The organism is Arthrobacter sp. BPSS-3 (assembly GCF_044628475.1).
GTDB lineage: Bacteria > Actinomycetota > Actinomycetes > Actinomycetales > Micrococcaceae > Arthrobacter.
In genome coordinates, this window is sequence record NZ_JBIMMV010000006.1 from 1 (window position 1) to 21,750 (window position 21,750).

At 70.3% G+C, this 21,750-nt stretch carries 25 protein-coding genes; 12 read left to right on the top strand and 13 right to left on the bottom strand.

Annotated features, from left to right (window positions below; all coding sequences use genetic code 11):
• The first annotated feature begins 26 nt into the window (after positions 1–26).
• The gene (locus tag ACFVY3_RS10490) at positions 27–122 is read left to right on the top strand and encodes a hypothetical protein (protein WP_400159658.1); all 96 of its coding nucleotides are present in this window, start codon (positions 27–29) and stop codon (positions 120–122) included.
• Between the two features lie 13 nt (positions 123–135).
• Here ACFVY3_RS10490 and ACFVY3_RS10495 read toward each other — a convergent pair whose 3' ends face one another.
• The 9 genes from ACFVY3_RS10495 to acsA form a co-directional block, all read right to left on the bottom strand.
• Positions 136–762, bottom strand: coding sequence for a DUF305 domain-containing protein (locus ACFVY3_RS10495; protein WP_400159666.1), 627 nt, complete (start codon positions 760–762; stop codon positions 136–138).
• Positions 763–892: 130 nt separating this feature from the next.
• Positions 893–1,333 (bottom strand): DUF6153 family protein, encoded by a 441-nt coding sequence (locus tag ACFVY3_RS10500; RefSeq protein ID WP_400159667.1) that lies wholly within the window; start codon positions 1,331–1,333, stop codon positions 893–895.
• Positions 1,334–1,401: 68 nt separating this feature from the next.
• Positions 1,402–1,998 carry a sulfocyanin-like copper-binding protein gene (locus ACFVY3_RS10505; protein ID WP_400159668.1) on the bottom strand — a complete coding sequence of 199 codons (597 nt, stop codon included), beginning with the start codon at positions 1,996–1,998 and terminating at the stop codon, positions 1,402–1,404.
• The gene (locus ACFVY3_RS10510; RefSeq protein ID WP_400159669.1) at positions 1,995–2,267 is read right to left on the bottom strand and encodes an SHOCT domain-containing protein; all 273 of its coding nucleotides are present in this window, start codon (positions 2,265–2,267) and stop codon (positions 1,995–1,997) included. The genes ACFVY3_RS10505 and ACFVY3_RS10510 overlap by 4 nt, the downstream gene beginning before the upstream one ends.
• Positions 2,268–2,285: 18 nt before the next feature.
• Entirely contained in the window at positions 2,286–2,528 is a 243-nt protein-coding gene (locus ACFVY3_RS10515) for an acyl carrier protein (protein ID WP_400159670.1), read from the bottom strand.
• Between the two features lie 23 nt (positions 2,529–2,551).
• Positions 2,552–3,976 carry a 2-oxo acid dehydrogenase subunit E2 gene (locus tag ACFVY3_RS10520; RefSeq protein ID WP_400159671.1) on the bottom strand — a complete coding sequence of 475 codons (1,425 nt, stop codon included), beginning with the start codon at positions 3,974–3,976 and terminating at the stop codon, positions 2,552–2,554.
• A 7-nt stretch (positions 3,977–3,983) separates the two neighbouring features.
• Positions 3,984–4,964 (bottom strand): alpha-ketoacid dehydrogenase subunit beta, encoded by a 981-nt coding sequence (locus ACFVY3_RS10525; protein WP_400159672.1) that lies wholly within the window; start codon positions 4,962–4,964, stop codon positions 3,984–3,986.
• Entirely contained in the window at positions 4,961–5,989 is a 1,029-nt protein-coding gene (gene pdhA / locus ACFVY3_RS10530; RefSeq protein ID WP_400159673.1) for a pyruvate dehydrogenase (acetyl-transferring) E1 component subunit alpha, read from the bottom strand. The genes ACFVY3_RS10525 and pdhA overlap by 4 nt, the downstream gene beginning before the upstream one ends.
• Positions 5,986–7,809, bottom strand: a complete 1,824-nt coding sequence (gene acsA / locus ACFVY3_RS10535; RefSeq protein ID WP_400159674.1) for an acetate--CoA ligase — start codon at positions 7,807–7,809, stop codon at positions 5,986–5,988. The genes pdhA and acsA overlap by 4 nt, the downstream gene beginning before the upstream one ends.
• 178 nt (positions 7,810–7,987) lie before the next feature.
• On the opposite strand from acsA, the gene pyrE reads away from it, so the two are divergent.
• The 4 genes from pyrE to ACFVY3_RS10555 all read left to right on the top strand — a co-directional run bounded on the left by pyrE (position 7,988) and on the right by ACFVY3_RS10555 (position 11,205).
• Positions 7,988–8,572: an orotate phosphoribosyltransferase gene (pyrE, locus tag ACFVY3_RS10540; RefSeq protein ID WP_290256785.1), complete on the top strand. Its 585-nt coding sequence runs from the start codon at positions 7,988–7,990 to the stop codon at positions 8,570–8,572.
• Positions 8,573–8,679: 107 nt separating this feature from the next.
• Positions 8,680–9,453 carry a GAF and ANTAR domain-containing protein gene (locus ACFVY3_RS10545; RefSeq protein ID WP_377972646.1) on the top strand — a complete coding sequence of 258 codons (774 nt, stop codon included), beginning with the start codon at positions 8,680–8,682 and terminating at the stop codon, positions 9,451–9,453.
• Positions 9,454–9,537: 84 nt separating this feature from the next.
• Positions 9,538–10,080 (top strand): hypothetical protein, encoded by a 543-nt coding sequence (locus ACFVY3_RS10550; protein WP_290256783.1) that lies wholly within the window; start codon positions 9,538–9,540, stop codon positions 10,078–10,080.
• Between the two features lie 87 nt (positions 10,081–10,167).
• Entirely contained in the window at positions 10,168–11,205 is a 1,038-nt protein-coding gene (locus ACFVY3_RS10555) for a thioesterase domain-containing protein (protein WP_400159675.1), read from the top strand.
• Positions 11,206–11,209: 4 nt separating this feature from the next.
• Here ACFVY3_RS10555 and ACFVY3_RS10560 read toward each other — a convergent pair whose 3' ends face one another.
• Entirely contained in the window at positions 11,210–12,073 is an 864-nt protein-coding gene (locus tag ACFVY3_RS10560) for an HAD-IIA family hydrolase (RefSeq protein WP_290256781.1), read from the bottom strand.
• Positions 12,074–12,125: 52 nt separating this feature from the next.
• Between ACFVY3_RS10560 and ACFVY3_RS10565 the strand changes: the two genes are divergently transcribed.
• On the top strand, positions 12,126–12,788 hold the full coding sequence (locus ACFVY3_RS10565; protein WP_364136348.1) for a TrmH family RNA methyltransferase: 663 nt from the start codon (positions 12,126–12,128) through the stop codon (positions 12,786–12,788).
• A 21-nt stretch (positions 12,789–12,809) separates the two neighbouring features.
• On the opposite strand, the gene nagA is transcribed toward ACFVY3_RS10565, so the two are convergent.
• Positions 12,810–14,051, bottom strand: a complete 1,242-nt coding sequence (gene nagA / locus ACFVY3_RS10570; RefSeq protein WP_400159676.1) for an N-acetylglucosamine-6-phosphate deacetylase — start codon at positions 14,049–14,051, stop codon at positions 12,810–12,812.
• 161 nt (positions 14,052–14,212) lie between these two features.
• Here nagA and fbaA point away from each other — a divergent pair, with 161 nt between their 5' ends.
• Both fbaA and ACFVY3_RS10580 read left to right on the top strand, forming a co-directional pair.
• Positions 14,213–15,232, top strand: a complete 1,020-nt coding sequence (gene fbaA / locus ACFVY3_RS10575) for a class II fructose-bisphosphate aldolase (protein ID WP_290256778.1) — start codon at positions 14,213–14,215, stop codon at positions 15,230–15,232.
• 2 nt (positions 15,233–15,234) lie between these two features.
• Positions 15,235–15,660 (top strand): DUF3151 domain-containing protein, encoded by a 426-nt coding sequence (locus ACFVY3_RS10580; protein WP_400159677.1) that lies wholly within the window; start codon positions 15,235–15,237, stop codon positions 15,658–15,660.
• Between the two features lie 145 nt (positions 15,661–15,805).
• Here ACFVY3_RS10580 and ACFVY3_RS10585 read toward each other — a convergent pair whose 3' ends face one another.
• Together ACFVY3_RS10585 and ACFVY3_RS10590 are read right to left on the bottom strand one after the other, a co-directional pair.
• Positions 15,806–16,435, bottom strand: coding sequence for a uracil-DNA glycosylase (locus ACFVY3_RS10585; protein ID WP_290256775.1), 630 nt, complete (start codon positions 16,433–16,435; stop codon positions 15,806–15,808).
• A gap of 160 nt (positions 16,436–16,595) precedes the next feature.
• A complete protein-coding gene (locus tag ACFVY3_RS10590; RefSeq protein ID WP_400159678.1) occupies positions 16,596–17,816 on the bottom strand; it encodes a cobalamin-independent methionine synthase II family protein in 1,221 nt (406 codons plus the stop codon).
• A 363-nt stretch (positions 17,817–18,179) separates the two neighbouring features.
• On the opposite strand from ACFVY3_RS10590, the gene ACFVY3_RS10595 reads away from it, so the two are divergent.
• From ACFVY3_RS10595 to ACFVY3_RS10610, 4 genes are all read left to right on the top strand, one after another.
• The gene (locus tag ACFVY3_RS10595; RefSeq protein WP_377972656.1) at positions 18,180–19,469 is read left to right on the top strand and encodes an adenylosuccinate synthase; all 1,290 of its coding nucleotides are present in this window, start codon (positions 18,180–18,182) and stop codon (positions 19,467–19,469) included.
• A gap of 430 nt (positions 19,470–19,899) precedes the next feature.
• Positions 19,900–20,367: a hypothetical protein gene (locus ACFVY3_RS10600; RefSeq protein WP_364136360.1), complete on the top strand. Its 468-nt coding sequence runs from the start codon at positions 19,900–19,902 to the stop codon at positions 20,365–20,367.
• 90 nt (positions 20,368–20,457) lie between these two features.
• A complete protein-coding gene (locus tag ACFVY3_RS10605) occupies positions 20,458–21,006 on the top strand; it encodes an RNA polymerase sigma factor (protein ID WP_364136362.1) in 549 nt (182 codons plus the stop codon).
• Complete coding sequence (locus ACFVY3_RS10610) at positions 21,003–21,749, top strand: hypothetical protein (protein ID WP_400159679.1); 747 nt, start codon at positions 21,003–21,005, stop codon at positions 21,747–21,749. Before ACFVY3_RS10605 ends, ACFVY3_RS10610 begins: the two co-directional genes overlap by 4 nt.
• Position 21,750 lies beyond the last annotated feature (1 nt).

Below are 21,750 nucleotides of genomic sequence, written 5' to 3' on the forward strand. Positions count from 1 at the left end.
CCTCGAACCAAGCCCGAACCAACGCCCTGCAGCCATGGCTAAACTTCTACAACAACCACCGGCCACACGGCAGCCTCGGAGGCAAACCACCCATCAGCAGGTGCAACCAACCTACTGACTGAGTACACCTAGCGCCTAGAGCGTCGGCAGCAGGCCCTGCATCTCCTTGATCTCGGCTTCCTGGGCCGTGACGATGCTCTTGGCCAGCGCCACCGCGTCGGCGTTCTTCCCCTGGGCGATCTCGGTCTTGGCCATCGTGACGGCGCCCTGGTGGTGGGCGATCATCTGGGTTAGGAACAGCTTGGCCGCTTCGGGGCCCTGGGCGGCCTTCAGGCCGTTCAGGTCGTCGTCGCCCATCATGCCCTCCATGGTGTGGCCGGGCGCCATGGTGGCGGACTCGTTCCAACCCTTGAGCCAGCCGGTCATGGTGGCGATCTCCGGGCCCTGGGCGGCCTTGATCCTGGTGGCGAGGTCCTTGACCGGCGCGGGGATGCCGCTCTTGCCCAGCATCAGGTCGCTCATCTCCACGGCCTGCTGGTGGTGGGGGATCATGCCTCGGGTAAACATCGTGTCCGCAGCGTTGTGGTCCGCGGCGGCTGGCGCGGTGCTGGCGGGTGCGCTGCCGGACATACTTCCGTGATCCATGCCGTTCATGGAATTCATCGGGGCGGAGCCTGTATTGGAGCCGGAGGCGCAGCCGGCGAGGGCAAGAGCGGCGGCGACGGCGGTGGCGGACAGGGCAAGGTACTTTTGGGTTTTCATCGGGGTCCTTCGGATCGTTTCGGGCGCTCGGGCGCCCGCGGAAGAGGTACGCGTCATTGACGCGCCGGCCAGGGCCTATGGGCGGCCGGCGGGGCGGGCGCCGGGAAACTTCACGGCGCGCTCTCTTCTTTTACGTGCGACTGATGCAAAGGTCCCCGGGGGATGGGCTCCCGGGAAGATAGGACCAGCGCGGGGCCGCCACGAAGACGCCGGACGGCGGGGTGGCGACGGCGACACCGGTGCCCGGCGGCGGGGCCGCGAAAGACGCCGACGCCGCGGCAGGAGTGCAGGAGGGATCCATGGTGTGCATGCCGGTACCGCCGTGCGGGCCGGTGCAATGGTCGTCGGGTGCCGTCCCCGGCTGCTGCTGGCCACCGTGATTGTGGTCGGGCATTGCGGCGCTGTGGACGGCGGCGGAGGCCTCCGCCGGGGTGCCGTGCCCGTCCATCGGTGCGAGCGACATGACGTGCATTCCGAGGATGCCGGCCATCAGGGCCACGGACAGCAGGACCATCCGGGCACGGTGCAGGACGGCCATCATGCTGGCGGCCCGTCCGGTCACGGCGATCATCCCTCCTGGTGGAAGCTGCTGATCCAAGGCTACCTTTACCACCGGCGGCTATCTCGCCGGGGCCGGGCTCAGGGGACGGTGAGCTGGGTGTACATGCCGGCCTCGTAATGGCCGGGGAGGTTACAGGCCAGCTCATACCGGCCCGGCGGCAGAGTGAGGGTCACCCAGCCCGAGGTGCCGGGCAGGATTCCCTCACCGGAGCCTTCGGAGCAGCTGCCGGAGACCTCCCCGAGGCTGCCGCTTTCGTCGATGGTGCCGTCCGGCCCGACCGGACGGGTTCCGGGGACCTGGTTGTCGGGCAGGGGGAGGATCACCATCTCGTGGCTGATGCTCCCGGCGTTCGTCACCAGGAAGGAGACCGTGCCGTGGGTGACGGTGCCGCGGTCGGCCCGCAGCCGCATCGCCCCGCCCATCATGCCGTTCCGCGGGCGCATGACCGGTCCGCCCATGTTCGTCAACGTGACGTTGATCTGGGTTCCGGTCAGGGCAGGGACGGAACAGCCGGCCGCGGGCCGCCCGCCGGGGCCGCCGCCGGGACCGGGGCCGGCCGGGGTGCCCAGAAGTCCGACGGCCAAGAGGCTCAGCACGGTCAAGAGAACGACGGCGGCGCCCGCCACAAGGTTCTGGCCCCGCCGGGAGAGCCCCCGCCGGGAGAGCGCGCTCACTCCCGGCGCCTCAGGGCCGCCCGCCGCGCGGTGAGTTCCTGCTCGTCGATTTCCCCTCGGGCGAAGCGCTCGTTGAGGATCCGCTCGGCGTCGTCGTGGCCGGCGTGTTCCGGGAAGCCGCGCTCCGGGAAGCCGTGGCCGGGGTGATGGGGCCGCCGCAGGAGGAGCACCACTACCGTGATCACGCCGCCCCAGAAAATCAGCATCAGCAAGGCCATGACGATCCAGCCGCCGAGGCCCCACCCGTTTCCGTACCAACCATTCATCATGACAGTGCCTCTCTATCCCTACCCGTGGCTGCCGAGGTAGCCGACCAGTCCGTCCACCGTGGCGACGGCCGGGTAGTCGCGCTCGGGGATGTCCACCCCGGTGTCCATGTCGATCACTTCCACCAGCCGGAGGAAGTCCAGCGAGTCCAGCTCCAGGTCCTGGCGCAGCCGTGCGCCGCCGTCGACGTCGTCCAGTTCGACGTCGGGCGCCACCTTCCGCAACGCCGCGCGGACCGCCTCCCGGGCGTCCTGTTCGTTCATGGCCTCTCCGTTCCCGCTCGTCGTCAAAGCTCTTCGGGCGTTTGCAGCAGTTCCCCTATCCGGGCCAGGTAGCGGCCGCCGCGAAGGCCGTCGCTGACCCGGTGGTCGGCCGAGAGGGTGGCGGTCACCGCGTGCCGCACGCCCAGCATCCCGTTCTCCGCCCACGGCTGTTCCTGCACCCGGCCCAGGCCCAGTAACGCCACCTGCGGCGGGTAGATCACGCCGAAGACGCTGTCGACGCCGAGGTCGCCCAGGTTGGTAACGGTGAGCGTGGGGTCCGCCATTTCGGCCCGCTGCAGCCGCCCGGCCCGGGCCCTGCCCACCAGGTCGCGCAGCTGGGCCATCAGTTCGTCCAGGGTGAGGGTGTCCGCGTCGTGCAGCGCCGGCGCCACCAGGCCGCCCTGCCGCAGGGCCACCGCCACGCCCAGGTGAACCGCGGGGCTGGGCCGGAATTCGTCGTCGACATAGAAGCCGTTGACCTCCGGTACGTCCCGGGCGGCGAGCGCCGCGGCCTTGAGCAGCAGCGCGGACGGGACCAGCCGGGCGGCAACGGGCCGCTGCGCGTTGACGTGCTGCATCCAGTCCATGGCCGCGCGCAGGTCCAGCGTGGCACTGAGGTAGTAGTGCGGGATGGTCTGTTTGGAGCGTGACATCAGCGAACCGATCGCCCGCCGAAGCGCGGCGGTCCGGTCCGTCGCCGGGGTTTCGGTGCCGACCTGTTGTGCCTGGGCGGGCGGCTCCGCCAGTGGCGCGGCGGCGACTCCCCGGCTTTCGGCGGCCCGTTGCACGTCCCGCACCGTCACGGCGCCGTCCGGGCCGGTCCCGGCGAGCGTGGAAAGGTCGACGCCGAGCTCCGCGGCCAGGCGGCGGGCGCGGGGCGCCGCGCGAACCCGGCCGGACTCCTCCCGGTCAGGCTCCGCCCGGCCACGCCGCACCGGGCCGGCGGCAGCTCGGGCCGAGTCGGATCGGGCCGCTGCGGCGTGTTCGACGTCGGCCCGGGTGATGGCGCCGTCCCGGCCGGTCCCGTGGATCCGGTCCGTGTCCACGCCGAGCCGGTGGGCCAAGTGCCGGACCGGCGGCGCGACCGGTGCCGGGGCCGGCGGACTGGCGGCAGGAACCGGTTCCGTGGAAGAGCGAACCGGCGGCGTTGAGGGGGGTGGCACCACAGCGCCAGGCCGGGCCACGGACGCCGGGGGAGCCTCCGGCGTCGGCCCGGGGACCTCGGCCGGGGTCTGGGTGATCCGGGCCACGGGTGTTCCCACCGGCACGGTCTGGTTCAGCCCCACCAGCAGCTCCGACACCACCCCCTCCTGGAAGGACTCGATGTCCATGACGGTCTTGTCCGTGTCCACCACGGCCACCAGGTCGCCGCGGCGGACGTAGTCCCCGGGCTTGACCAGCCATTCGACGATCTTCCCGTGGTCCATGTCCGCCCCCAGGGAAGGCATCAGGAAGTCACCCACGCGCCCCCACCGCCCCGCGCGCGGCCGCCACCACCCGCTCGGCCGAGGGGAGGGCCGCCAGTTCCAGATGCTTGGAGTACGGGATGGGCACCTCGGCGCTGCACACCCGGGCCACCGGGGCGTCGAGCTCGTAGAAAAGCTGCTCGCCAAGCCGGGCGCAGATCTCCGCGGAGATGCTGCCGCTGCGCCAACCCTCATCGACGACGACGGCGCGGCGGGTCCGTCGCAGCGCGGCGAGGATGGTGGCCTCGTCCAGCGGGCGGAGGGTGCGCAGGTCCAGCACCTCGGCGTCGATCCCGTCCCCGGCGAGCCGGTCCGCCGCCTCCAGGGTCAGCGGCAGCGTCCCGCCGTAGGTGATGAGGGTGATGTCCGTGCCGGGCCGACGTACGGCGGCGCTGGTGATGTCGACGGCGCCGGCATCCTCGGCGAGCTCGCCCTGGACGTTGTAGAGCGAGCCGTGTTCGAAGATCAGCACCGGATCCGGGTCCCCCAGCGCGGTCCAGAGCATGCCGCGGGCGTCCTCCAGGGTGGCGGGGGCGAGGATCCGCAGCCCCGGGATGTGCGCGTACCAGCCCTCGAGGCTGTGCGAGTGCTGGGCGCCGAGCTGCCGGCCCGCCCCGGTGGTCATCCGGACCACCAGCGGGACGTGGAACTGCCCGCCGGACATGTGCAGCAGCGAGGCGGCGTTGTTCATCAACTGGTCCAGGGCCAGCAGGCTGAAGTTGACCGTCATGATCTCGACGATCGGACGCATCCCGCCCAGGGCCGCCCCGATCCCGGCGCCCACGAACCCGGACTCGGAGAGGGGGGTGTCCCGGATGCGCTCCGGCCCGAACTCCTCCAGCAGGCCCAGGCTGACGGCGAACGAACCGCCGTACGCGCCCACATCCTCACCCATCAGGAACACCCGACTGTCCCGCTGCAGCGCGTCCCGGATTCCGGCGCGGAGGGCCTCACGGTAGCTGGACTTCATGGCCGGCTCCCGGAAGTATCGGCGCCGGAACTCCCCGAAGCGCCGGCTTCGGAACCCCCGGAAGCGCCGGCCTCGCTGTAGACAAACCGTTCCAGGTCCGCGACCGGTTCGGGCGTCCCGGCCTCCGCGAACGCGACGCCGGCTGCGATCTCGGCGTCGGCGTCGGCCTGGAGCTGCTCCCAGTCCGCGTCGGAAAGATCGCCGGAACCCGCCAGCGAGGTGCGCAACAGTGTGATCGGGTCCCGCTCCTGCCACCGCGCCACCTCGGCCTTGTCCCGGTAGCGTTCCGGGTCGAACATCGAGTGGGCCCGGAACCGGTAGGTGCGCAGCTCCAGGAAGTGCGGCCCGCCGCCGGCCCGGACCGCGTCCACCGCGCGGCGGGCGGTGTCCTCCACCGCCAGCACGTCCATCCCGTCCACCGCCCAAGCGGCCATCTCGTAGCCGGCGGCCTTAAGCGCGATGTCCGTCTGCGACTCGGAGCGGCCCAGCGCGGTGCCCATCGCGTAGAGGTTGTTCTCGCAGCAGAACAGCACCGGCAGCTGCCAGAGCGCGGCGAGGTTCATGCTTTCGTGGAATTCGCCCTCCGCGACGGCGCCCTCGCCGAAGAAGCAGGCGGTGACGCGGGGCCGGCCGGCCAGCTTGTCCGCGAGCGCCAGGCCCACCGCGAGCGGCAGTCCGCCGGCCACGATCGCGTTGCCGCCGTAGAAGCGGGTGGCGGCGTCGAACAGGTGCATGGACCCGCCCCGGCCCCGGCAGCAGCCCTCGACGTTGCCGTACATCTCGGCCAGGATGGCGCCGGCGGACACCCCGCGCAGGAGGGCATGGCCGTGCTCGCGGTAGGTGGCGACGACGGCGTCCTCCGGACCCAGCGCGGACAGCACCCCGGCGGCCACCGCCTCCTCGCCGATGTAGACGTGCAGGAACCCGCGGATCTTGGCGGCACTGTAGAGCTCGACGCATTTCTCCTCGAGCCGGCGCACCCGGAGCATCTGCCGCAGCAGCTCCACGGCGTCCGGGCCGCTCACGCCGGGTCCCTGGACGCCGGACCGGACTCGATGGTGGAGGTGTCGCCCTCCGGCAGGCCCAGCTCGCGGGCCTTCAGCAGCCGGCGGAGGATTTTGCCGCTGCGGGTCTTCGGCAGCGCCGTGGTGAAGTCCAGCAGCCGCGGCGCCACGGCCGGCCCCAGCCGCTTCCGGGCGAAGGCGATGATGTCCAGCCGCAGCTCCTCGGAGGGTTCGACGCCGGGGCGGAGCTCCACGAACGCCTTCACCACCTCCCCGGCCACCGGGTCCGGGACGCCGATCACCCCCGCCTCGGCGACGGCGTCGTGCTCCATCAGCGAGCTCCCCACCTCGAAGGGGCCGATCAGGTGCCCGGAGGACTTGATCACGTCGTCGCCGCGGCCCACGAACCAGTAGTAGCCGTCGGCGTCGCGCCGGGCCAGGTCGCCGGTGAGGTACCAGCCGCCGGCGAAGCACTTCCGGTAGCGCTCCTCCTCGTTCAGGTAGCCGCGGAACATTGAGGGCCAGCCCGGCCGCAGCGCCAGTTCACCCATGGTGTCCGGGTCCGTGACCAGCACCGCGGCCCCGTCCCGGACCACCGGCTTGTCCGCCTCGTCCCGGACCACCAGGGCCGCCTCGATGCCCGGCAGCGGCCGCCCCATCGACCCGGGGCGGATCTCCGTCGCGGCGAAGTTGGCGATCATGATCCCGCCGGTCTCGGTCTGCCACCAGTTGTCGTGCACGGGCTGGCCGAAGGCTTCCCGGCCCCAGAGGACCACCTCCGGGTTCAGCGGCTCGCCCACGCTGGCGACGAACCGCAGCGCGGACAGGTCGTGGCCGGCGGCGCGCTCCGCCCCGGCCTTCATCAGCATCCGCAGGGCCGTGGGCGCCGTGTACCAGACCGAGACGCGCTCGCCAGCGAGGATCCGATACCAGCGGTCCGCGTCCATTTCCTCCTCGTCCACAATGCTCGTCACGCCGTGGCTGAGCGGGGCGAGGACGCCGTAGGAGGTGCCGGTGACCCAGCCCGGGTCCGCGGTGCACCAGTAGATGTCCTCCGGGTGCAGGTCCAGGGCGAAGGTGCCGGTGGCGTGGTGGGCGGTAACGGCGTCGTGGACGTGGATGGCACCCTTGGGCGTCCCGGTGGTCCCGGAGGTGAAGTGCAGCAGCGCCATGTCCTCCGGCTGCGTCGCGGCGATCTCCTCGTCCGCGGGCGCCTCCGCCAGCAGCGCGGTTAGGTCCAGCGTGCCCGGTTCCGGGTGGCCGTCCGCGTCAGCGAGTAGGACGTGCCGCAGCTCCGGCAGGGCGTCCCGCTGCGGGGCGATCTTCCGCCGGTACAGCGCCCGGGTGGTGACCAGGGCGCGGGCGCCGCCCAGTTGCAGGCGTTGCCGCACCGGCTCGGGGCCGAACGCGGAGAACAGGGGGCAGAAGACGCTGGCGTTCTTGAACGTGCCCAGCATGGCGGTATAGAGGGCGGGGCTGCGGCCCAGGAGTGAGAAGACGCGCTCGCCGCGGCCGACGCCGAGACCGCGCAGCGCCGCCGCGAACCGGTTGCTCCGCTCGGCCAGGTCCGCGTAGGTCAGCGCGTGGGCGCCGCCGTCGGCCCGGATGAACCGCAGTGCCTCCCGGCCGCCGAGCCCGGCCGCCACGTGCCGGTCCACCGCCTCGTACGCGATGTTCAGGCCCCGGCCGCCCGGCAGCCCCGAGAGCTGCCGCCGGGCCTCGTCCCAGCTGAACGCGGCGCGGGCGGCATCGTAATCGGCCAGATGGGGGCGGACCCGGAAGCTGCCGGGATCTTTCCCGATGGCCGGCCAGCGGAGCGAGGGCGCGGTTCCTGCCGTCATGGTTACATCGGACGCCCGCGCCCCGCCGGTGCCAAGAGCCGTTAGTCCCGGCGCCAGAGCGGGGGCCGGGAGCGGACAATGCGGCGGCCGGGCGGAGACAACGCGGGGGCCAAGCGGCCCCGCGTGGGGCCGGTCGGGGCGGCACGTCCGCGCCTGTACTGCCACTAAACTGGGTGCCATGACAGCCTCCACTGACACCGCGGCCGACGCCGCCGCCGCCCGCGCCCGCCTCCTGGAACTGATCAAGGAACTCGCCGTCGTCCGCGGCAAGGTCATCCTCTCCAGCGGCGCCGAGGCCGACTACTACATCGACCTGCGCCGCATCACCCTGCACCACGAGGCCTCCCGCCTGGTGGGCCAGGTCATGCTGGACCTGCTCGACGACGCCGGCATCGACTTCGAGTGCGCCGGCGGCCTGACCATGGGCGCCGACCCTGTGGGCACCGCGGTGATGCACGCCGCCGTCGACGCCGGCCGCCCGGTGGACGCGTTCGTGGTCCGCAAGGCGCAGAAGTCCTACGGCATGGGCCGCCAGGTGGAAGGCCCCTCCGTGGAGGGCCGCAATGTCCTGGTCCTGGAGGACACCTCCACCACCGGCGGCTCCGCGCTGACCGCGGTCGAGGGTGTGCGGAAGGCCGGCGGCAACGTGGTGGCCGTCGCCGTGATCGTGGACCGGGCCACCGGTGCCAAGGAAAAGATCGAGGCCGAGGCCGGCGTGCCCTACCTGTTTGCCTTCGGCAAGGACGAACTGGGCCTGGACTAAGGGTTTTCCCTGCAGCGGAATCCTCTGGACCGGGTTTGGGGCCCGACTTATCATTTCCTCAACACCCGCGCCGGCATCCCGGCGCCTGCAGCCGGAGAACACCGCCCATGCTCCCATCCCATGACCACACCGAAACCGACCCTGGAACGCTGGTGGACCAGGTCCAGGACCTCATCCTCGACAGCAGCGACTTCGAGGAGTTCCTGAACGACCTGGCGCGGTTCTCCGCACACCAGGTCGCCGGCGACGGCGAGGACGCGCTCTGCGGGATCACCCTGCTGCGCGACCGGAAGGCCGCCACGATCGGCTGGAGCAGCGACGACGCCCGGGCGATCGACGAGATCCAGTACCGGCTGGCCCAGGGTCCCTGCCTGACGGCGGCGCAGGAGGAACGCGAGGTCTACGTCCCCGACCTGCTGGACGAGGAGCGCTGGGGCCCCGAATACGCCGACGCCGTCGCCTCCTTCGGCCTGCGCTCGGTGCTCTCCGTCCCGTTCCACCTGCAGGGCGAGGCGCAGGCGGCGCTGAACCTGTACTCCGACGTCCCGCACAAGTTCGACGGCGAGGCAGCCGACAAGGCCCGCCACTACACCCGGCAGATCAGCCAGGCGCTGCGCATGGCCGTGCGCTGCTCGCTGCACGCGGACAGCGCCAGCAATCTGCGCGCCACCCTGGAGTCCCGCACGGTGATCGACATGGCCATCGGCATCGTCATGGCCCAGAACCGCTGCGACCAGGAGACCGCGGTGCGGATCCTGACGGACGCCTCCAATCACGGGAACATCAAACTCCGTGAGGTGGCGACCTCGCTGGTGAAGTCCGTGGGTGGTTCCGGCACCCGGACCCACTATCAGGAGCCGGGCCGGCAAGCCGCGGGCTGATCCGGGAACTTGTGCCGCTAGTATTCGGCCGATAGTCTGGGCGAGGTTGAGCCGTCGGCCAAAGATACCTTCTTTGGAGTACCTATGGACCAATCCCTGAACGCTCACGTAAAGCTCGACGTCGGTCTCGACATCGTCCGGATCGATGTTATTGGCACCCTTAACCGCGAAACCCGTCCGGCCCTCCTGCAGCTGATCCAGCGCATCCGCCGCTCCGGTTTCACCTGGCACATCCGCGTGGATCTCTCCCGCTCGCCCTTCGTCGAATCTGCCGCCCTCGCCGGCCTGCGCCACGACCTCAACGCCATCGACGGCCAGAGCCGCCAGCTGGACCTCTCCGGCGCGCCGCCCCTTTCCGCCGGGGTCTCGCTGGAACTGCAGTGCTCAGCCGACGCGTCCGGCAGCGTCTTCGAGGACCTGGACTTCGCCGCCGGCGACTTCCATGCCGCCAAAATCCGTCCGCTGGGCCGGTACTCGGACGCCGAACTGCTGGCGGCCTCGGACGACGCCTTCAGCAAGCTCGACGATCCCGCCCGCGGCGCCGCCTCCGAGCTGCTGGCCCACTACGAGGACATCCGGTTCGAGATGTCCCGGCGCGAATTCGACCGCGAAACCGAAACCCTCTGACCGGCCCGGGCTCGTGCTGCCCGGCTGTCCCCTACACCCTGAATCGGAGCATTTTCCCGTGGCCGCCGCAATGGTTACGGTTGTGGTGTGCCGCGTGAGACCGAAGTGACGGAGGGCGGAACCGCTGAGGCGGATACCCGGCTCCTCCGGCACGCCGCCGAACTGGAACGGTTCTCCCGGCGGAACTTCCTGATCGGCGCCGGCACCGCGGGACTCCTGGCCGCGGACATGCTCTTCACCCGCCGCGTCCAGGCCGAGCGCCGGGTGAACAAGATCCTGACCGTGCCCGACGACGTCGCCGAACGCTACTACCCGCGCGCCAGCTGGATCCTCTTCCCGGGGTTCAAGACCAGCTGGGAGGAAGCCCAGTGGATCCTGAACTCCCTGCGCGGCGCCATGAACAAACGCGGCCAACTGGCCGCCGTCGGCTATTCCAACGTGGGCCTGGAGATCGACAAGATCGTGATCGCCGTGATCGAGCACGTGCGCGCCCACAAGCTGGAGACCCTTTACTTTTACGGCCACAGCTTCGGCGGGATGGTCGCCGTGCAGGTGGCCGCCCGGCTGCTGGAACTGCACGGCGTCAAGGTGGCCTTCATCCTGCTGGACTCCAGCCCCGCAACCCGCAGCGACGTGCTGGACCAGAGCTGGTTCGAGGGAGTGGTGTTCCTCTACGAGAGCGGCGTGCGGTTCCCCACGGTGCTGCGCGGTGGCTACGAGCTCGGCGAACGGGTGCTCAACAAGCACGAGCGCACCTGGGGCCAGATCCTGGACCAGACGCTCGAGCAGCTTTCCCCGATCGCGCCCTCCAGCGTCCTGATCCAGAGCGAGTCCGCCTACATTTACCACTTCGATCCGGGCCGGTTCGTGGGCAAGCTCGGCGACGCCAGGATGGCGTTCATTGGCAACCCGGCGGACCAGACCGTCAGCTACGAGACGGCCCGGGACTCCTGGATGCTGCGGTTCGCGGGCAACATGGTCTCCGACTCGCTGCAGACCGACGGCGCCCGGCCGGCCCACGCCAGCCCCCAGTGGAACCCGGGGATCTACAAGCAGCTGGTCGAGCAGCTCCAGGACCAGATCCTGCCCCTTCCGGCCGGCGGAGGCCGGAAGGTGGCGTTCTAGCGGCCTAAATCTGGTTCTTGAGGTCCGCGACCGAGTTCAGGATCTGGTTCGGCCGGAACGGGTAGGCGGCGATGTCGTCCTTGTGGGTGATGCCGCTGAGCACCAGCACCGTGTGCAGGCCCGCCTCCATGCCGGCGATGATGTCCGTGTCCATCCGGTCCCCGATCATGGCCGTGGTCTCCGAGTGGGCGTCGATCTGGTTCATCGCGGATCGGAACATCATGGGGTTCGGCTTGCCGACAATGTAGGGTTCCCGGCCGGTGGCCTTGGTGATCAGGGCGGCGATCGCCCCGGTGGCCGGCATGGGGCCGTCCTTGGAGGGGCCCGTGGCGTCCGGGTTGGTGGCGATGAACCGTGCCCCGCCCAGGATCAGCCGGATGGCCATGGTGATGGCCTCGAAGGAATAGGTGCGGGTCTCGCCGAGCACCACGAAGTCCGGATCCTGGTCGGTGAGGATGAAGCCCGCCTCATGCAGCGCCGTCGTCAGGCCCGCCTCGCCGATCGTGTAGGCGCGGTTGCCGGAGTCGGAGCCGCGGACCTGGTCCTTAAGGAACTGGGCCGTGGCCAGCGCCGAGGTCCAGATGTTCTCCTCGGGGATCTCCAGGCCGGAGCTGCGCAGCCGGGCGGCGAGGTCCCGCGGAGTGAAGATCGAGTTGTTGGTCAGCACCAGGAAGCGCCGGGAGGTGTCCACCCAGCGCTGGATCAGTTCGGCCGCGCCGGGGATGGGCTGGTTCTCATGCACCAGCACGCCGTCCATGTCCGTCAGCCAGCACTCAATGTCCTGGCCGCTGCGGTACACCGACGCGGTGGAACGGGTCTCGTCCGCGTCCTGCCGCTGCTCTGAGTGGTGCTCTGACTGCTCCGCCATGGTGCCCTCCGCCGATAGTGTTCCGCTACTGCTCCCAGTCTAATGTTGAGGAGTGACCCAGCCAGAAGTAACGCCAGCAGCAGAGCCTGAACCCGGGCAGGAACCGGAGATCGGCGTCGGGCCCTGGAGCGGGCCGCTGCCCGAGGGGGACCACTGGGACCCGGACCTGCTGGCCGACGGGGACCGCCGCAACGTCCTGGACAAGTACCGGTACTGGAAGCACGAGGCGATCGTCGCAGAGCTGGACTCGCGGCGCCACAACTTCCACATCGCCATCGAAAACTGGCAGCACGACATGAACATCGGCACCGTGGTCCGGACGGCGAACGCCTTCCTGGCCAAGGAGGTGCACATCATCGGACGACGGCGGTGGAACCGGCGCGGCGCCATGGTCACCGACCGCTACCAGCACGTCCGCCACCACCCCACGGTGGAGGACTTCGTGGCGTGGGCGCAGGGGGAGGGGCTCGCGATCATCGGGATCGACATCTTCCCGGACTCGGTGCCGCTGGAGACCTACGAACTCCCGCGAGACTGCGTGCTGGTGTTCGGCCAGGAAGGTCCCGGCCTGACCCCCGAGGTGCACGCCGCCGCGGTGGACACCCTCTCCATCGAGCAATTCGGCTCCACCCGCTCCATCAACGCCGCCTCGGCCGCCGCGATCGCGATGCACGCCTGGATCCGCCGGCACGTCTTCAACCAGCTCCCCGGCTAGGCCGGCAGTAAGGACCGTTCTTTAGATCGGCCGGCCCGCGGCGAACACCGCCGTGACGGCCAGGTCCTCATCCAGCAGGACCGCGTCCGCCTGGTACCCCGGCGCCAGCAGCCCCAGGTCCGTGCCCCGGCCGATCGCCCGAGCCGGCGTCCCGGTCAGCGCCGTCACCGCATCGGTCAGCGGGATGCCCGCGTCCCGCACCGCCCGGCGCAGGGCCTCGTCAAGCGTCAGGGTGGACCCGGCGATGGGGCCCTCCGCGTCCCCGGTCCCGGCCAGCCGTGCCACCCCGCCGCGCACCGTGACGGGCAGCGTGCCCAGCCGGTAGCTACCGTCCGCGGCGCCGGCCGCGGCCATCGCGTCGCTGACCAGCGCCACCCGGCCCGGGGCTCCGGTGAAGGCCAGCCGCACCATTTCCGGGTGCACGTGGACGCCGTCGTTGATCACCTCAAGGGTCACGCCGGGGGAGCGGAACGCCGCGGCGACGGGCCCGGGCTCCCGGTGGCGCAGCCCCGGCATCGCGTTGAAGGTATGCGTGAGGATGGAGGCGCCGGCGTCGAACGCGGCGAGGGCGGCGTCGTACCCGGCGGCGGTGTGCCCGACGGCGACGGCGACGCCGGCGTCCACCAGGGTGCGGAGGGCCGCCATGGCGCCGGGAAGTTCCGGGGCGAGGGTCCACTGCCGGAGCATGCCGCGTCCCGCCGCCAGCAGCGCAGCGACGTCCTCCGGGTCCGGGGCGCGGAGCAGGGCGGGGTCGTGGGCGCCGCGGAATGTGTCGGCGAGGAAGGGGCCCTCCAGGTGGGCGCCCAGGATAAGCGGGTCCGTTTCGGCCGCGTCGGCGACTGCGGCGAGCCGGGCTTCCAGGTCCGGCCGGGCGGCGGTGACGAGGGAGAGGACCAGCCGGGTGGTGCCGTGCCGGTGGTGGGTGGCCAGGGCCCGGCCGATCGCGGCCGCCCCGCCGTCGTCAGCCCCATCGTCGAACGCGGCGCCGCCCCCGCCGTGGCAGTGCAGGTCGATGAAACCCGGCGTCAGCCAGCGGCCGGCCGCGTCCGTGACGGCGCACCCGGCGCCTGGAGCATCAAGACCGTCTCCGGCCCCGTTGTCGGCAAGGGTGCCGCCGGCATTCGGCACCAGCCCCCGCCAACCGTCCCCGGACCCGACGGCCGCGACTGTGGTCCCGGCGAACGCCACCCAGGCGTCAGCGGTGATGGACCAGCCGGAGACGAGGCGGGCGGAGTGGATGATGCGGGTGGGCTGGCCGGGCATGATGCTGCCACCCTATCCGCTCCGGTCCGGGGGCAGTGTTACAACCGGGAGTGAGCGGAACCACTGCCGTCCGGCGGGAATGGCTAGGATGGTGCGTAGCCGACGAGGTTCACCCCAGGGGTCAGCCCAGCCCGCAGACGAAATTCACCTAAGGAGTCAGCATGCCCATTGCAACCCCAGAGATTTACTCCGAGATGATCGACCGCGCGAAGACGGGCGGTTTTGCTTTCCCCGCCGTCAACGTGACCTCCTCCCAGACCCTGAACGCCGCCCTCCGCGGCTTCGCCGAGGCCGAGTCCGACGGCATCGTCCAGGTCTCCACCGGCGGTGCCGCCTACTGGTCCGGCGCCTCCACCAAGGACATGGTGGCTGGCTCCCTGGGCTTCGCCGCATTCGCCCGCGAGGTCGCCAAGAACTACGGCGTCAACATCGCCCTGCACACGGACCACTGCCCCAAGGACAAGCTGGACGGCTTCGTCCTGCCGCTGCTGGCCGCCTCCGAGGCCGAGGTCAAGGCCGGCCGCAACCCGCTCTTCAACTCCCACATGTGGGACGGCTCCGCCGAAACCCTGCAGGAGAACCTCAAGATCGCCCGTGACCTGCTGGCCCGCACCGCGGCCGCCAAGATGATCCTCGAGGTCGAGATCGGCACGGTCGGCGGCGAGGAAGACGGCGTCGAGAACGCCATCAACGACAAGCTCTACACCACGGTTGAGGACGCCCTCGCCACGATCGACGCCCTCGGCGCCGGCGAGAACGGCCGCTACATCACCGCCCTGACCTTCGGCAACGTGCACGGCGTGTACAAGCCCGGCGGCGTGAAGCTGCGCCCGGAGATCCTCAAGGACATCCAGGAGCAGGTGGGCGCCAAGATCGGCAAGGCCAACCCGTTCGACCTGGTCTTCCACGGCGGCTCCGGATCCTCCGAGAAGGAAATCGCCGACGCGGTCTCCTACGGCGTGATCAAGATGAACATCGACACCGACACCCAGTACGCCTACACCCGCCCGGTGGTGGACCACATGTTCCGCAACTACGACGGCGTCCTGAAGATCGACGGCGAGGTCGGCAACAAGAAGATGTACGACCCGCGCGTCTGGGGCGCCTCCGCCGAGGCCGGCCTGGCCGCCCGCGTGGTCGAAGCCGCCCAGCAGCTCGGCTCCACCGGCAAGACGTTCTAACCGTGTCGGACGAATTCCGGAAGAACCTGCTGGGCCCTGAACCCACCCTCCTGCCCGCCGAGACCGAGGTCACCGCGGGCCTGGAGGCCGGGCACGAGGCCCTGGACCTGGTGGAGAAGCACCCGACGTCCTCGCTGCTCTGGGCCGTGCTGGCCGAGGAAGCGTGGAAAGAGGGCCGGACCATCGATTCCTACGCCTACTCCCGCGTCGGCTACCACCGCGGCCTGGACGCACTCCGGCGCAACGGCTGGCGCGGCGCCGGCCCGATCCCCTGGGAGCACGAGCCGAACCAGGGCTTCCTGCGGGCCCTGTACTCGCTCGGCCGGGCCTCCGCCGCGATCGGTGAGGCCGAGGAGCCGGAGCGGATCGAGAAGTTCCTGCAGGAGTCCGATCCCACGGCCAAAGCCGCCATCGAGGCGCGCGGCTGACCCTGCGCCCCCGGATGACCCGGGACCAGACGACGACGGCGGGTGTCCACCGAAAGGTGGACACCCGCCGTCGCGGTTTAAGCTGGGCCCACGCCCGCAGGGTTCCCTGGCCGAGCTTGCGAGGTTAGGGAGCGGGTGGGGACGATCAGGCCTTCGCCAGGCCGGTGCGGGCCATCGCGTCCGCGTAGGCTACGCGCATGTCCTCGAGGTACTGCTCCTGCCGTGCAGGGGTGCCGGCGAAGGCGCGGCCGCTGAGCGAACGCACCTTGTAGGTCTTCAGGCCGCGGCGCCAGATCATCGGCACCTCGGTCTTCAGCAGCAGGTTGGCCAGCCGGTTGGCCTCGGTGCCGTGGGCTACGATCACGGAGGCGCGGGGGACCAGGGCCAGGAACTTCAGCAGCGGCTTGAGGCCGGCGGAGATCTGGTCCGGGGTGAACTTGCCGTTGGGCTCGCCCTCGACGTGCCACGGGTGGACATTCCACGGCATCACGAACTCGGGGCGCAGGCCCAGCTTCCACTGGATGCCCAGCAGACGGGTGGCGGCGTCGGAATCGCCGGCAGTGATGAACCCGGACGGGTCCGCGGTGCCGATGTTGGAGAACAGGCTCACGATGCGGCATTCGTCCACGTCGTGGGCGGGATCGACGTAGGGGACGGTGGTGCCGGCCTTGGCGGTCTGGAGGGCGTCGCACAGCTCGTTGACAGGGGCGACATTGGCCTCGTAGCGGCGGTTAAAGAGCTGTTCGCGGAAATTTTCAGTGGCCAGGGCTGTCATGTGGTGCTGGGTCTCCTGCGGGATTGGTAACGCCGCCAGACCGGCCGCGGGCGCGCCAAAGGAAGGCGCGCCGCGGCCGGTGTGGTGTGGAAATGTGGTGTGGGCCGAAAACCTGTCCGGCCGTTACCAGTCTACCAAGATCCCGCCGGCCGGCCGCCGGTCACCAAAGTCGCTTGGTGGCCCGCCGTGCTCCCTCGCCCAGCGCCTCAAGCTTGGCGAAGGCAATCTGCGGGTGGACGCGGCCGCCGAGGCCACAGTCCGTGGAGGCGATGACGTTCTCCCGGCCCACCAGTTCGGCGAACCGCACGATCCGGTCCGCCACCAGGTCCGGGTGCTCGACGACGTTGGTGGCGTGCGAGACGACGCCGGGGATGATCGACTTGCCCTCGGGAAGCTTGGTGTCCTCCCAGACCCGCCACTCGTGCTCGTGCCGGACATTGGCAGCCTCGAAGGAGTACGCGCCGGCGTTGACCTGCAGCACCGAGCCGATGATGTCCTGGAACGGGATGTCCGTGGTGTGCGGGCCGTGCCAGGAACCCCAGCAGACGTGCAGCCGGACCTGCTCCTGCGGGAGGTCCCGGAGCGCCCAGTTGGTGGCCTCCACCCGGAGCTGGATGAACTTCAGGTAGTCCTCCAGGCTGGGCTCGGGGTTGATCTGGTCCCAGCTCTCGGCCAGCGACGGGTCGTCCAGCTGGACGGTCAGGCCGGCGTCGATGATGGCCTTGTACTCCTCGCGCATGGCGTCCGCGCAGGCGTAGAGCAGTTCCTCGTCGCTCTGGTAGTACTCGTTGGCCACCCGGGCGCAGGACCCGGGGGAGAGGGAGGCGACGAAGCCCTCCGTCAGGCCTGCCGCGGCGAGGCCGGTCTTGAGGTTGGCGACGTCGGAGGCCACCAGGTCCTGGCCCGTGTAGGTCAGTGGACCGGCAATCTTGGGCTGGGTGACCGACTTGCGGTGCGAGAGGATGCCTGAGGACGGGTCGTTGTAGGCCTCGTTGAACTTCTGCCGGTCCCGGCGGTCCGGGAAAGACGTCAGGACGATGTGGCCCGGTGAGGAGCGGTGCACCTGGGCGTCGGCCCAGCGGTCCACATTGGTCGGTTCCAGGCCGCCGAGGCGCGAGAAGGAGTAGTTCCACCAGGCGCCGTAGTCCACGGAACTGGACATAGTGTGGCCGTATTCACCGTCGTTGGCGATGTCGATGCCCAGATCGCTCTGGCGCTGCACCACGTCCTTGACCGAGGTTTCCAGCAGGTCGAGGAACTCGGGGGTAATCCCGTCCTTTTCCTTGGCCTCGTTCGCGGCGATCAGCTCCGGGGTGCGGGGCAAGGACCCGGCGTGGGTGACGCGGATGTGGTCGGTGTTCTGGGCGGAGGTAGGGGTCATGGCTCGGTTTCCTTTCCATCGGTCCTGGCGGTAGCACCGTGGCCGGCCGCGGCAGCCGCCCTGGGGGCGGTCCGGGTCCGGCGGGGTTGCTGCGGCGTCAACGGTCCAGGTCCCTCGGCCGCTCGGGATGGTCACTCCCACTACATTCCACCCGTGCTCCGCCCGCAAGTCATGCCCATAATGTGTCACGGGCCCGTGGTGGCGGCCGAAAACGCGCCCCCGGCTCCGTCGTCGGCTAAACTTGGGTGGTAAGAGCCCCTGACTGCCCGCAGCGGTAGAGTCGGGGCATTCTCATGAACGGTGCCGGACTGCGGAACCACCTGGTGGACCGAAGCACGGCCCGAACGAATGGGGGAGGATCCCATGCCAGCAATCGTGATCGTCGGAGCCCAGTGGGGCGACGAGGGCAAAGGTAAAGCCACCGACCTTCTCGGCGGCCGCGTCGACTACGTCGTCAAGCCCAACGGCGGCAACAACGCCGGCCATACCGTCGTCGTAGGCGGTGAGAAGTACGAGCTGAAGCTCCTTCCTGCCGGCATCCTCAGCCCCAACGCCATCCCGGTGATCGGCAATGGCTGCGTGGTGAACCTCGAGGCCCTGTTCCAGGAGATCGACGGGCTCGAGGCCCGCGGGGCGGACACGTCCCGGCTGCGTGTCTCCGCCAACGCCCACCTCGTGGCGCCCTACCACCAGGTGCTGGACAAGGTCACCGAGCGGTTCCTCGGCAGCCGCGCCATCGGCACCACCGGCCGCGGCATCGGCCCGGCCTATATGGACAAGGTGGCCCGCCTCGGCATCCGCGTCCAGGACGTCTTCGACGAGTCCATCCTGCGCCAGAAGGTCGAGGGCTCGCTGCGGCAGAAGAACGAACTGCTGGTCAAGGTCTACAACCGCCGCGACATCGAGGTGGACGAGATCGTGGACTACTTCCTCTCCTTCGCCGAGCGCCTCCGCCCCTTGGTCGTGGACAGCACCTTCCTGCTGAACACGGCGCTGGACGAGGGCAAGGTGGTCCTCATGGAGGGCGGCCAGGCCACGTTCCTCGACGTCGACCACGGCACCTACCCGTTCGTGACCTCCTCCAACCCGACCGCCGGAGGCGCGTCCGTGGGCTCGGGCATCGGCCCCACCCGGATTTCCCGCTCGATCGGCATCATCAAGGCGTACACCACGCGCGTCGGCGCCGGACCGTTCCCCACCGAGCTGTTCGACGAGATGGGCGTCTACCTGCAGAAGACCGGCGGTGAGTTCGGCGTCAACACCGGCCGCCCGCGCCGCTGCGGCTGGTACGACGCCGTGCTGGCCCGGCACGCCTCCCGCGTCAACGGCTTCACCGACTACTTCGTCACCAAGCTGGATGTGCTCACCGGCATCGAGCAGATCCCGGTCTGCGTGGCCTACGACGTCGACGGCGTCCGGCACGATGAGATGCCGATGACCCAGACCGAGTTCCACCACGCGAAGCCGATCTTCGAGTACTTCGCCGGCTGGACCGAGGACATCACCGGCGCCCGCACCCTGGACGACCTGCCGGAGAACGCCCGCAACTACGTGCTGGCGCTCGAGAAGCTCTCCGGCACCCGGTTCTCCGCGATCGGCGTCGGCCCGGACCGCGACCAGACGATCGTGGTCAACGATCTGATCAACGACTGACCTGATTAAGGGCTAACGCCCTTCGAGCGCCCGACGGCGGCGTCCCACCCGGAACGGTGGGGCGCCGCCGTCGCCGTTTAACCCCGGGGCAACCCCGGAAAACTCCAGAAAAACCCCGGAAATCCGCGGCGGAACGGTCCTGGGAAAAAGAAACAAAAGAATTTTCCGGATCCGCGTAACCTTTTCGGCCCTCCCGGCGATTACCCCTATGTAAGCGCCGCATGGGACCTGGACCCCAACCACGTTCCGCGGCGCGGCCGCGAAGCTACCGCACGGCACCCGCCCCCATCGGGCGCCGCGGGCTTCGCCGGAAGGATCCGACGGGCACCTGCCCCCATCAGGTGCCGACGGGATCCCAACTGTAAGAGCCGGCGGGCGCCCGCCCCCATCGGGCGCCGCCGGCCCTCCACAACCAAAGGATGTAATTTTCATGAAGAGTGTTAGCAAGACCACCAAGATTGCTGTCGGCGCCGCCATTCTCGCGGTCGGAGGCTTCTCCGGAATCGGCCTGGCCAACGCGGCCCAGGTCTCGAACACCCAGCAGGCTGAAGTGAGCAACGCTACGCCCGCCACCCCGGCCGTTCCGGCGACCCCGTCGCTGCCCGCCGTTCCGGCTACCCCGGCCGTTCCGGCTGTGCCGTCCGCCCCCGCCGTTGACGGTGCCGCCAAGGGCGACGCCTCCGTCAAGGGTGCCGACGAGTCCGCCGAGGGCTCCGTCTCCGCCGACAAGGACGGCGTGACCGTCGACGGCGCCGCCAACGCCAAGGGCGCCGCAGAGGCCCAGGCCCACGCCGGCGTCACCGTGGCCACCCCGGCCGTCCCGGGTGCCAAGGACCTCCCGGCTACCCCGGCCGTCCCGGCCGTCCCGTCGGTGGATGTCCCGCAGGTGAAGAAGTAAGCACTGCCCATCTCCTTTCGGAGGTGACGGGGTGCGGCCGCTAAGATCTTGGGGGCCGCACCCCACAGCAGTAAACGGAAGGAAAGCCTCTTGGCAGACCAGCTGAGCGATGACGAACTGTCAGCCGCCTTGGCTGGCGACCCGTCAGGATTCAGCGCCGTTTACACCGTGATGTCCCCGGCAGTGCTGGGCTACTTCCGGGCCAAGGGCGTCGACGATGCCGAGGCCCTCACCCAGGACGTGTTCGTGGACATCCTGCCCCGGCTCGGCGGCGTCACCGGCGGCCACAAGGGGCTGCGGACCTTTATCTTCTCCGTGGCCCACGCCCGCCTGGTGGACCACTACCGCCGCTCGGAACGGGCCCCGCACCACACCCCTTACGACCCCCTCACGGATGACCGGCACACGGTCTCCGCGGAGGACGAGGCACTCGGATCGCTCGGGGGCCTGACCCACACACTCTCCCTGCTCAACGAGGAGCAACGGGAAGTCCTGGTCCTGCGGATCGTCGCGGACCTCGCCATCGACGAGGTGGCCAGCATCATGGGCAAGAGCCCCGGTGCCATCAAACAGCTTCAGCGGCGCGGGCTCAGTGCCCTGCGCGAACTGGTAACAGAAAAGGACCACGCAGCATCATGACCGGCACCCGCAAACCCCAGCAGGATGGCAGCATCCAGGCGGTGCTCCGTGATGCCGGCCTGGAATCTGCCGCCGAACTCCGCGGCGCCCTGGAAAACCTCCAGGCCCTGGTCCCGGACCAGGCCCCCGCCCCGCGGGCCGACCTCGCGGCCCTGCTCGCCGCCGGCGCCCCCGCAGCAGCCGCCTCTTCCGAAGAATCCGCCTCCTCCGTCGAGGAGCCCCCGCTCCCCGCGGGCGTTGCCAGCCTGGCGGCACACCGCCGCAGCCGGGGAAACCGGCGCCGGATGGCTTTGGTGGGCGGCGCCGTCGTCGGTGCCATGACCCTCGGTGCGGGTGCCGTGGCCGCCGCCAGCCAGGACTTCCGCGACAGCGTCGGCCACACCGTGGGCAGTATTTTCCAGCCCGCCGGCAACGCCCCGGCCCCCGCTCCGTCGTCGGTCCGCCCGTCGCCGTCGGATCTGCCGGCGCTTCCGGCACCGGCCCCCGCGCCGGCCGGCACGGTCACGGCACCGACCCTGCAGGCAACGGCTCCGGGCGCGGTCCCCGAACCGGTCCGGCCCAGCACTTCGGCCACGCAGCCGGGTTTGGGCCGCGACGTCGGCCGGACCGGCGTCCTGCCGACCCCGCCGCAGCGGCCGGTCACCCCGGTGATCCCCGGCGCTGATGGCCGGGGCATCCCGGTCAGCCCGCTGCCCACCGTCCCGGCCATCCCCGAGGTTCCGGACGGGACGGGGCAGCGCTGAT

Excerpts from the sequence above, each read along its gene's own strand:
- ACFVY3_RS10600 (WP_364136360.1), top strand. The coding sequence starts at position 19,900 with ATGAAGAGTGTTAGCAAGACCACCAAGATTGCTGTCGGCGCCGCCATT.
- ACFVY3_RS10585 (WP_290256775.1), bottom strand. The coding sequence starts at position 16,435 with ATGACAGCCCTGGCCACTGAAAATTTCCGCGAACAGCTCTTTAACCGC.
- ACFVY3_RS10550 (WP_290256783.1), top strand. The coding sequence starts at position 9,538 with ATGGACCAATCCCTGAACGCTCACGTAAAGCTCGACGTCGGTCTCGAC.
- ACFVY3_RS10520 (WP_400159671.1), bottom strand. The coding sequence starts at position 3,976 with ATGCCTTCCCTGGGGGCGGACATGGACCACGGGAAGATCGTCGAATGG.
- ACFVY3_RS10590 (WP_400159678.1), bottom strand. The coding sequence starts at position 17,816 with ATGACCCCTACCTCCGCCCAGAACACCGACCACATCCGCGTCACCCAC.
- ACFVY3_RS10595 (WP_377972656.1), top strand. The coding sequence starts at position 18,180 with ATGCCAGCAATCGTGATCGTCGGAGCCCAGTGGGGCGACGAGGGCAAA.
- acsA (WP_400159674.1), bottom strand. The coding sequence starts at position 7,809 with ATGACGGCAGGAACCGCGCCCTCGCTCCGCTGGCCGGCCATCGGGAAA.
- pyrE (WP_290256785.1), top strand. The coding sequence starts at position 7,988 with ATGACAGCCTCCACTGACACCGCGGCCGACGCCGCCGCCGCCCGCGCC.
- nagA (WP_400159676.1), bottom strand. The coding sequence starts at position 14,051 with ATGCCCGGCCAGCCCACCCGCATCATCCACTCCGCCCGCCTCGTCTCC.
- ACFVY3_RS10500 (WP_400159667.1), bottom strand. The coding sequence starts at position 1,333 with ATGATCGCCGTGACCGGACGGGCCGCCAGCATGATGGCCGTCCTGCAC.
- ACFVY3_RS10510 (WP_400159669.1), bottom strand. The coding sequence starts at position 2,267 with ATGATGAATGGTTGGTACGGAAACGGGTGGGGCCTCGGCGGCTGGATC.
- ACFVY3_RS10525 (WP_400159672.1), bottom strand. The coding sequence starts at position 4,964 with ATGAAGTCCAGCTACCGTGAGGCCCTCCGCGCCGGAATCCGGGACGCG.
- ACFVY3_RS10560 (WP_290256781.1), bottom strand. The coding sequence starts at position 12,073 with ATGGCGGAGCAGTCAGAGCACCACTCAGAGCAGCGGCAGGACGCGGAC.
- fbaA (WP_290256778.1), top strand. The coding sequence starts at position 14,213 with ATGCCCATTGCAACCCCAGAGATTTACTCCGAGATGATCGACCGCGCG.
- ACFVY3_RS10495 (WP_400159666.1), bottom strand. The coding sequence starts at position 762 with ATGAAAACCCAAAAGTACCTTGCCCTGTCCGCCACCGCCGTCGCCGCC.
- ACFVY3_RS10610 (WP_400159679.1), top strand. The coding sequence starts at position 21,003 with ATGACCGGCACCCGCAAACCCCAGCAGGATGGCAGCATCCAGGCGGTG.
- ACFVY3_RS10515 (WP_400159670.1), bottom strand. The coding sequence starts at position 2,528 with ATGAACGAACAGGACGCCCGGGAGGCGGTCCGCGCGGCGTTGCGGAAG.
- ACFVY3_RS10545 (WP_377972646.1), top strand. The coding sequence starts at position 8,680 with ATGCTCCCATCCCATGACCACACCGAAACCGACCCTGGAACGCTGGTG.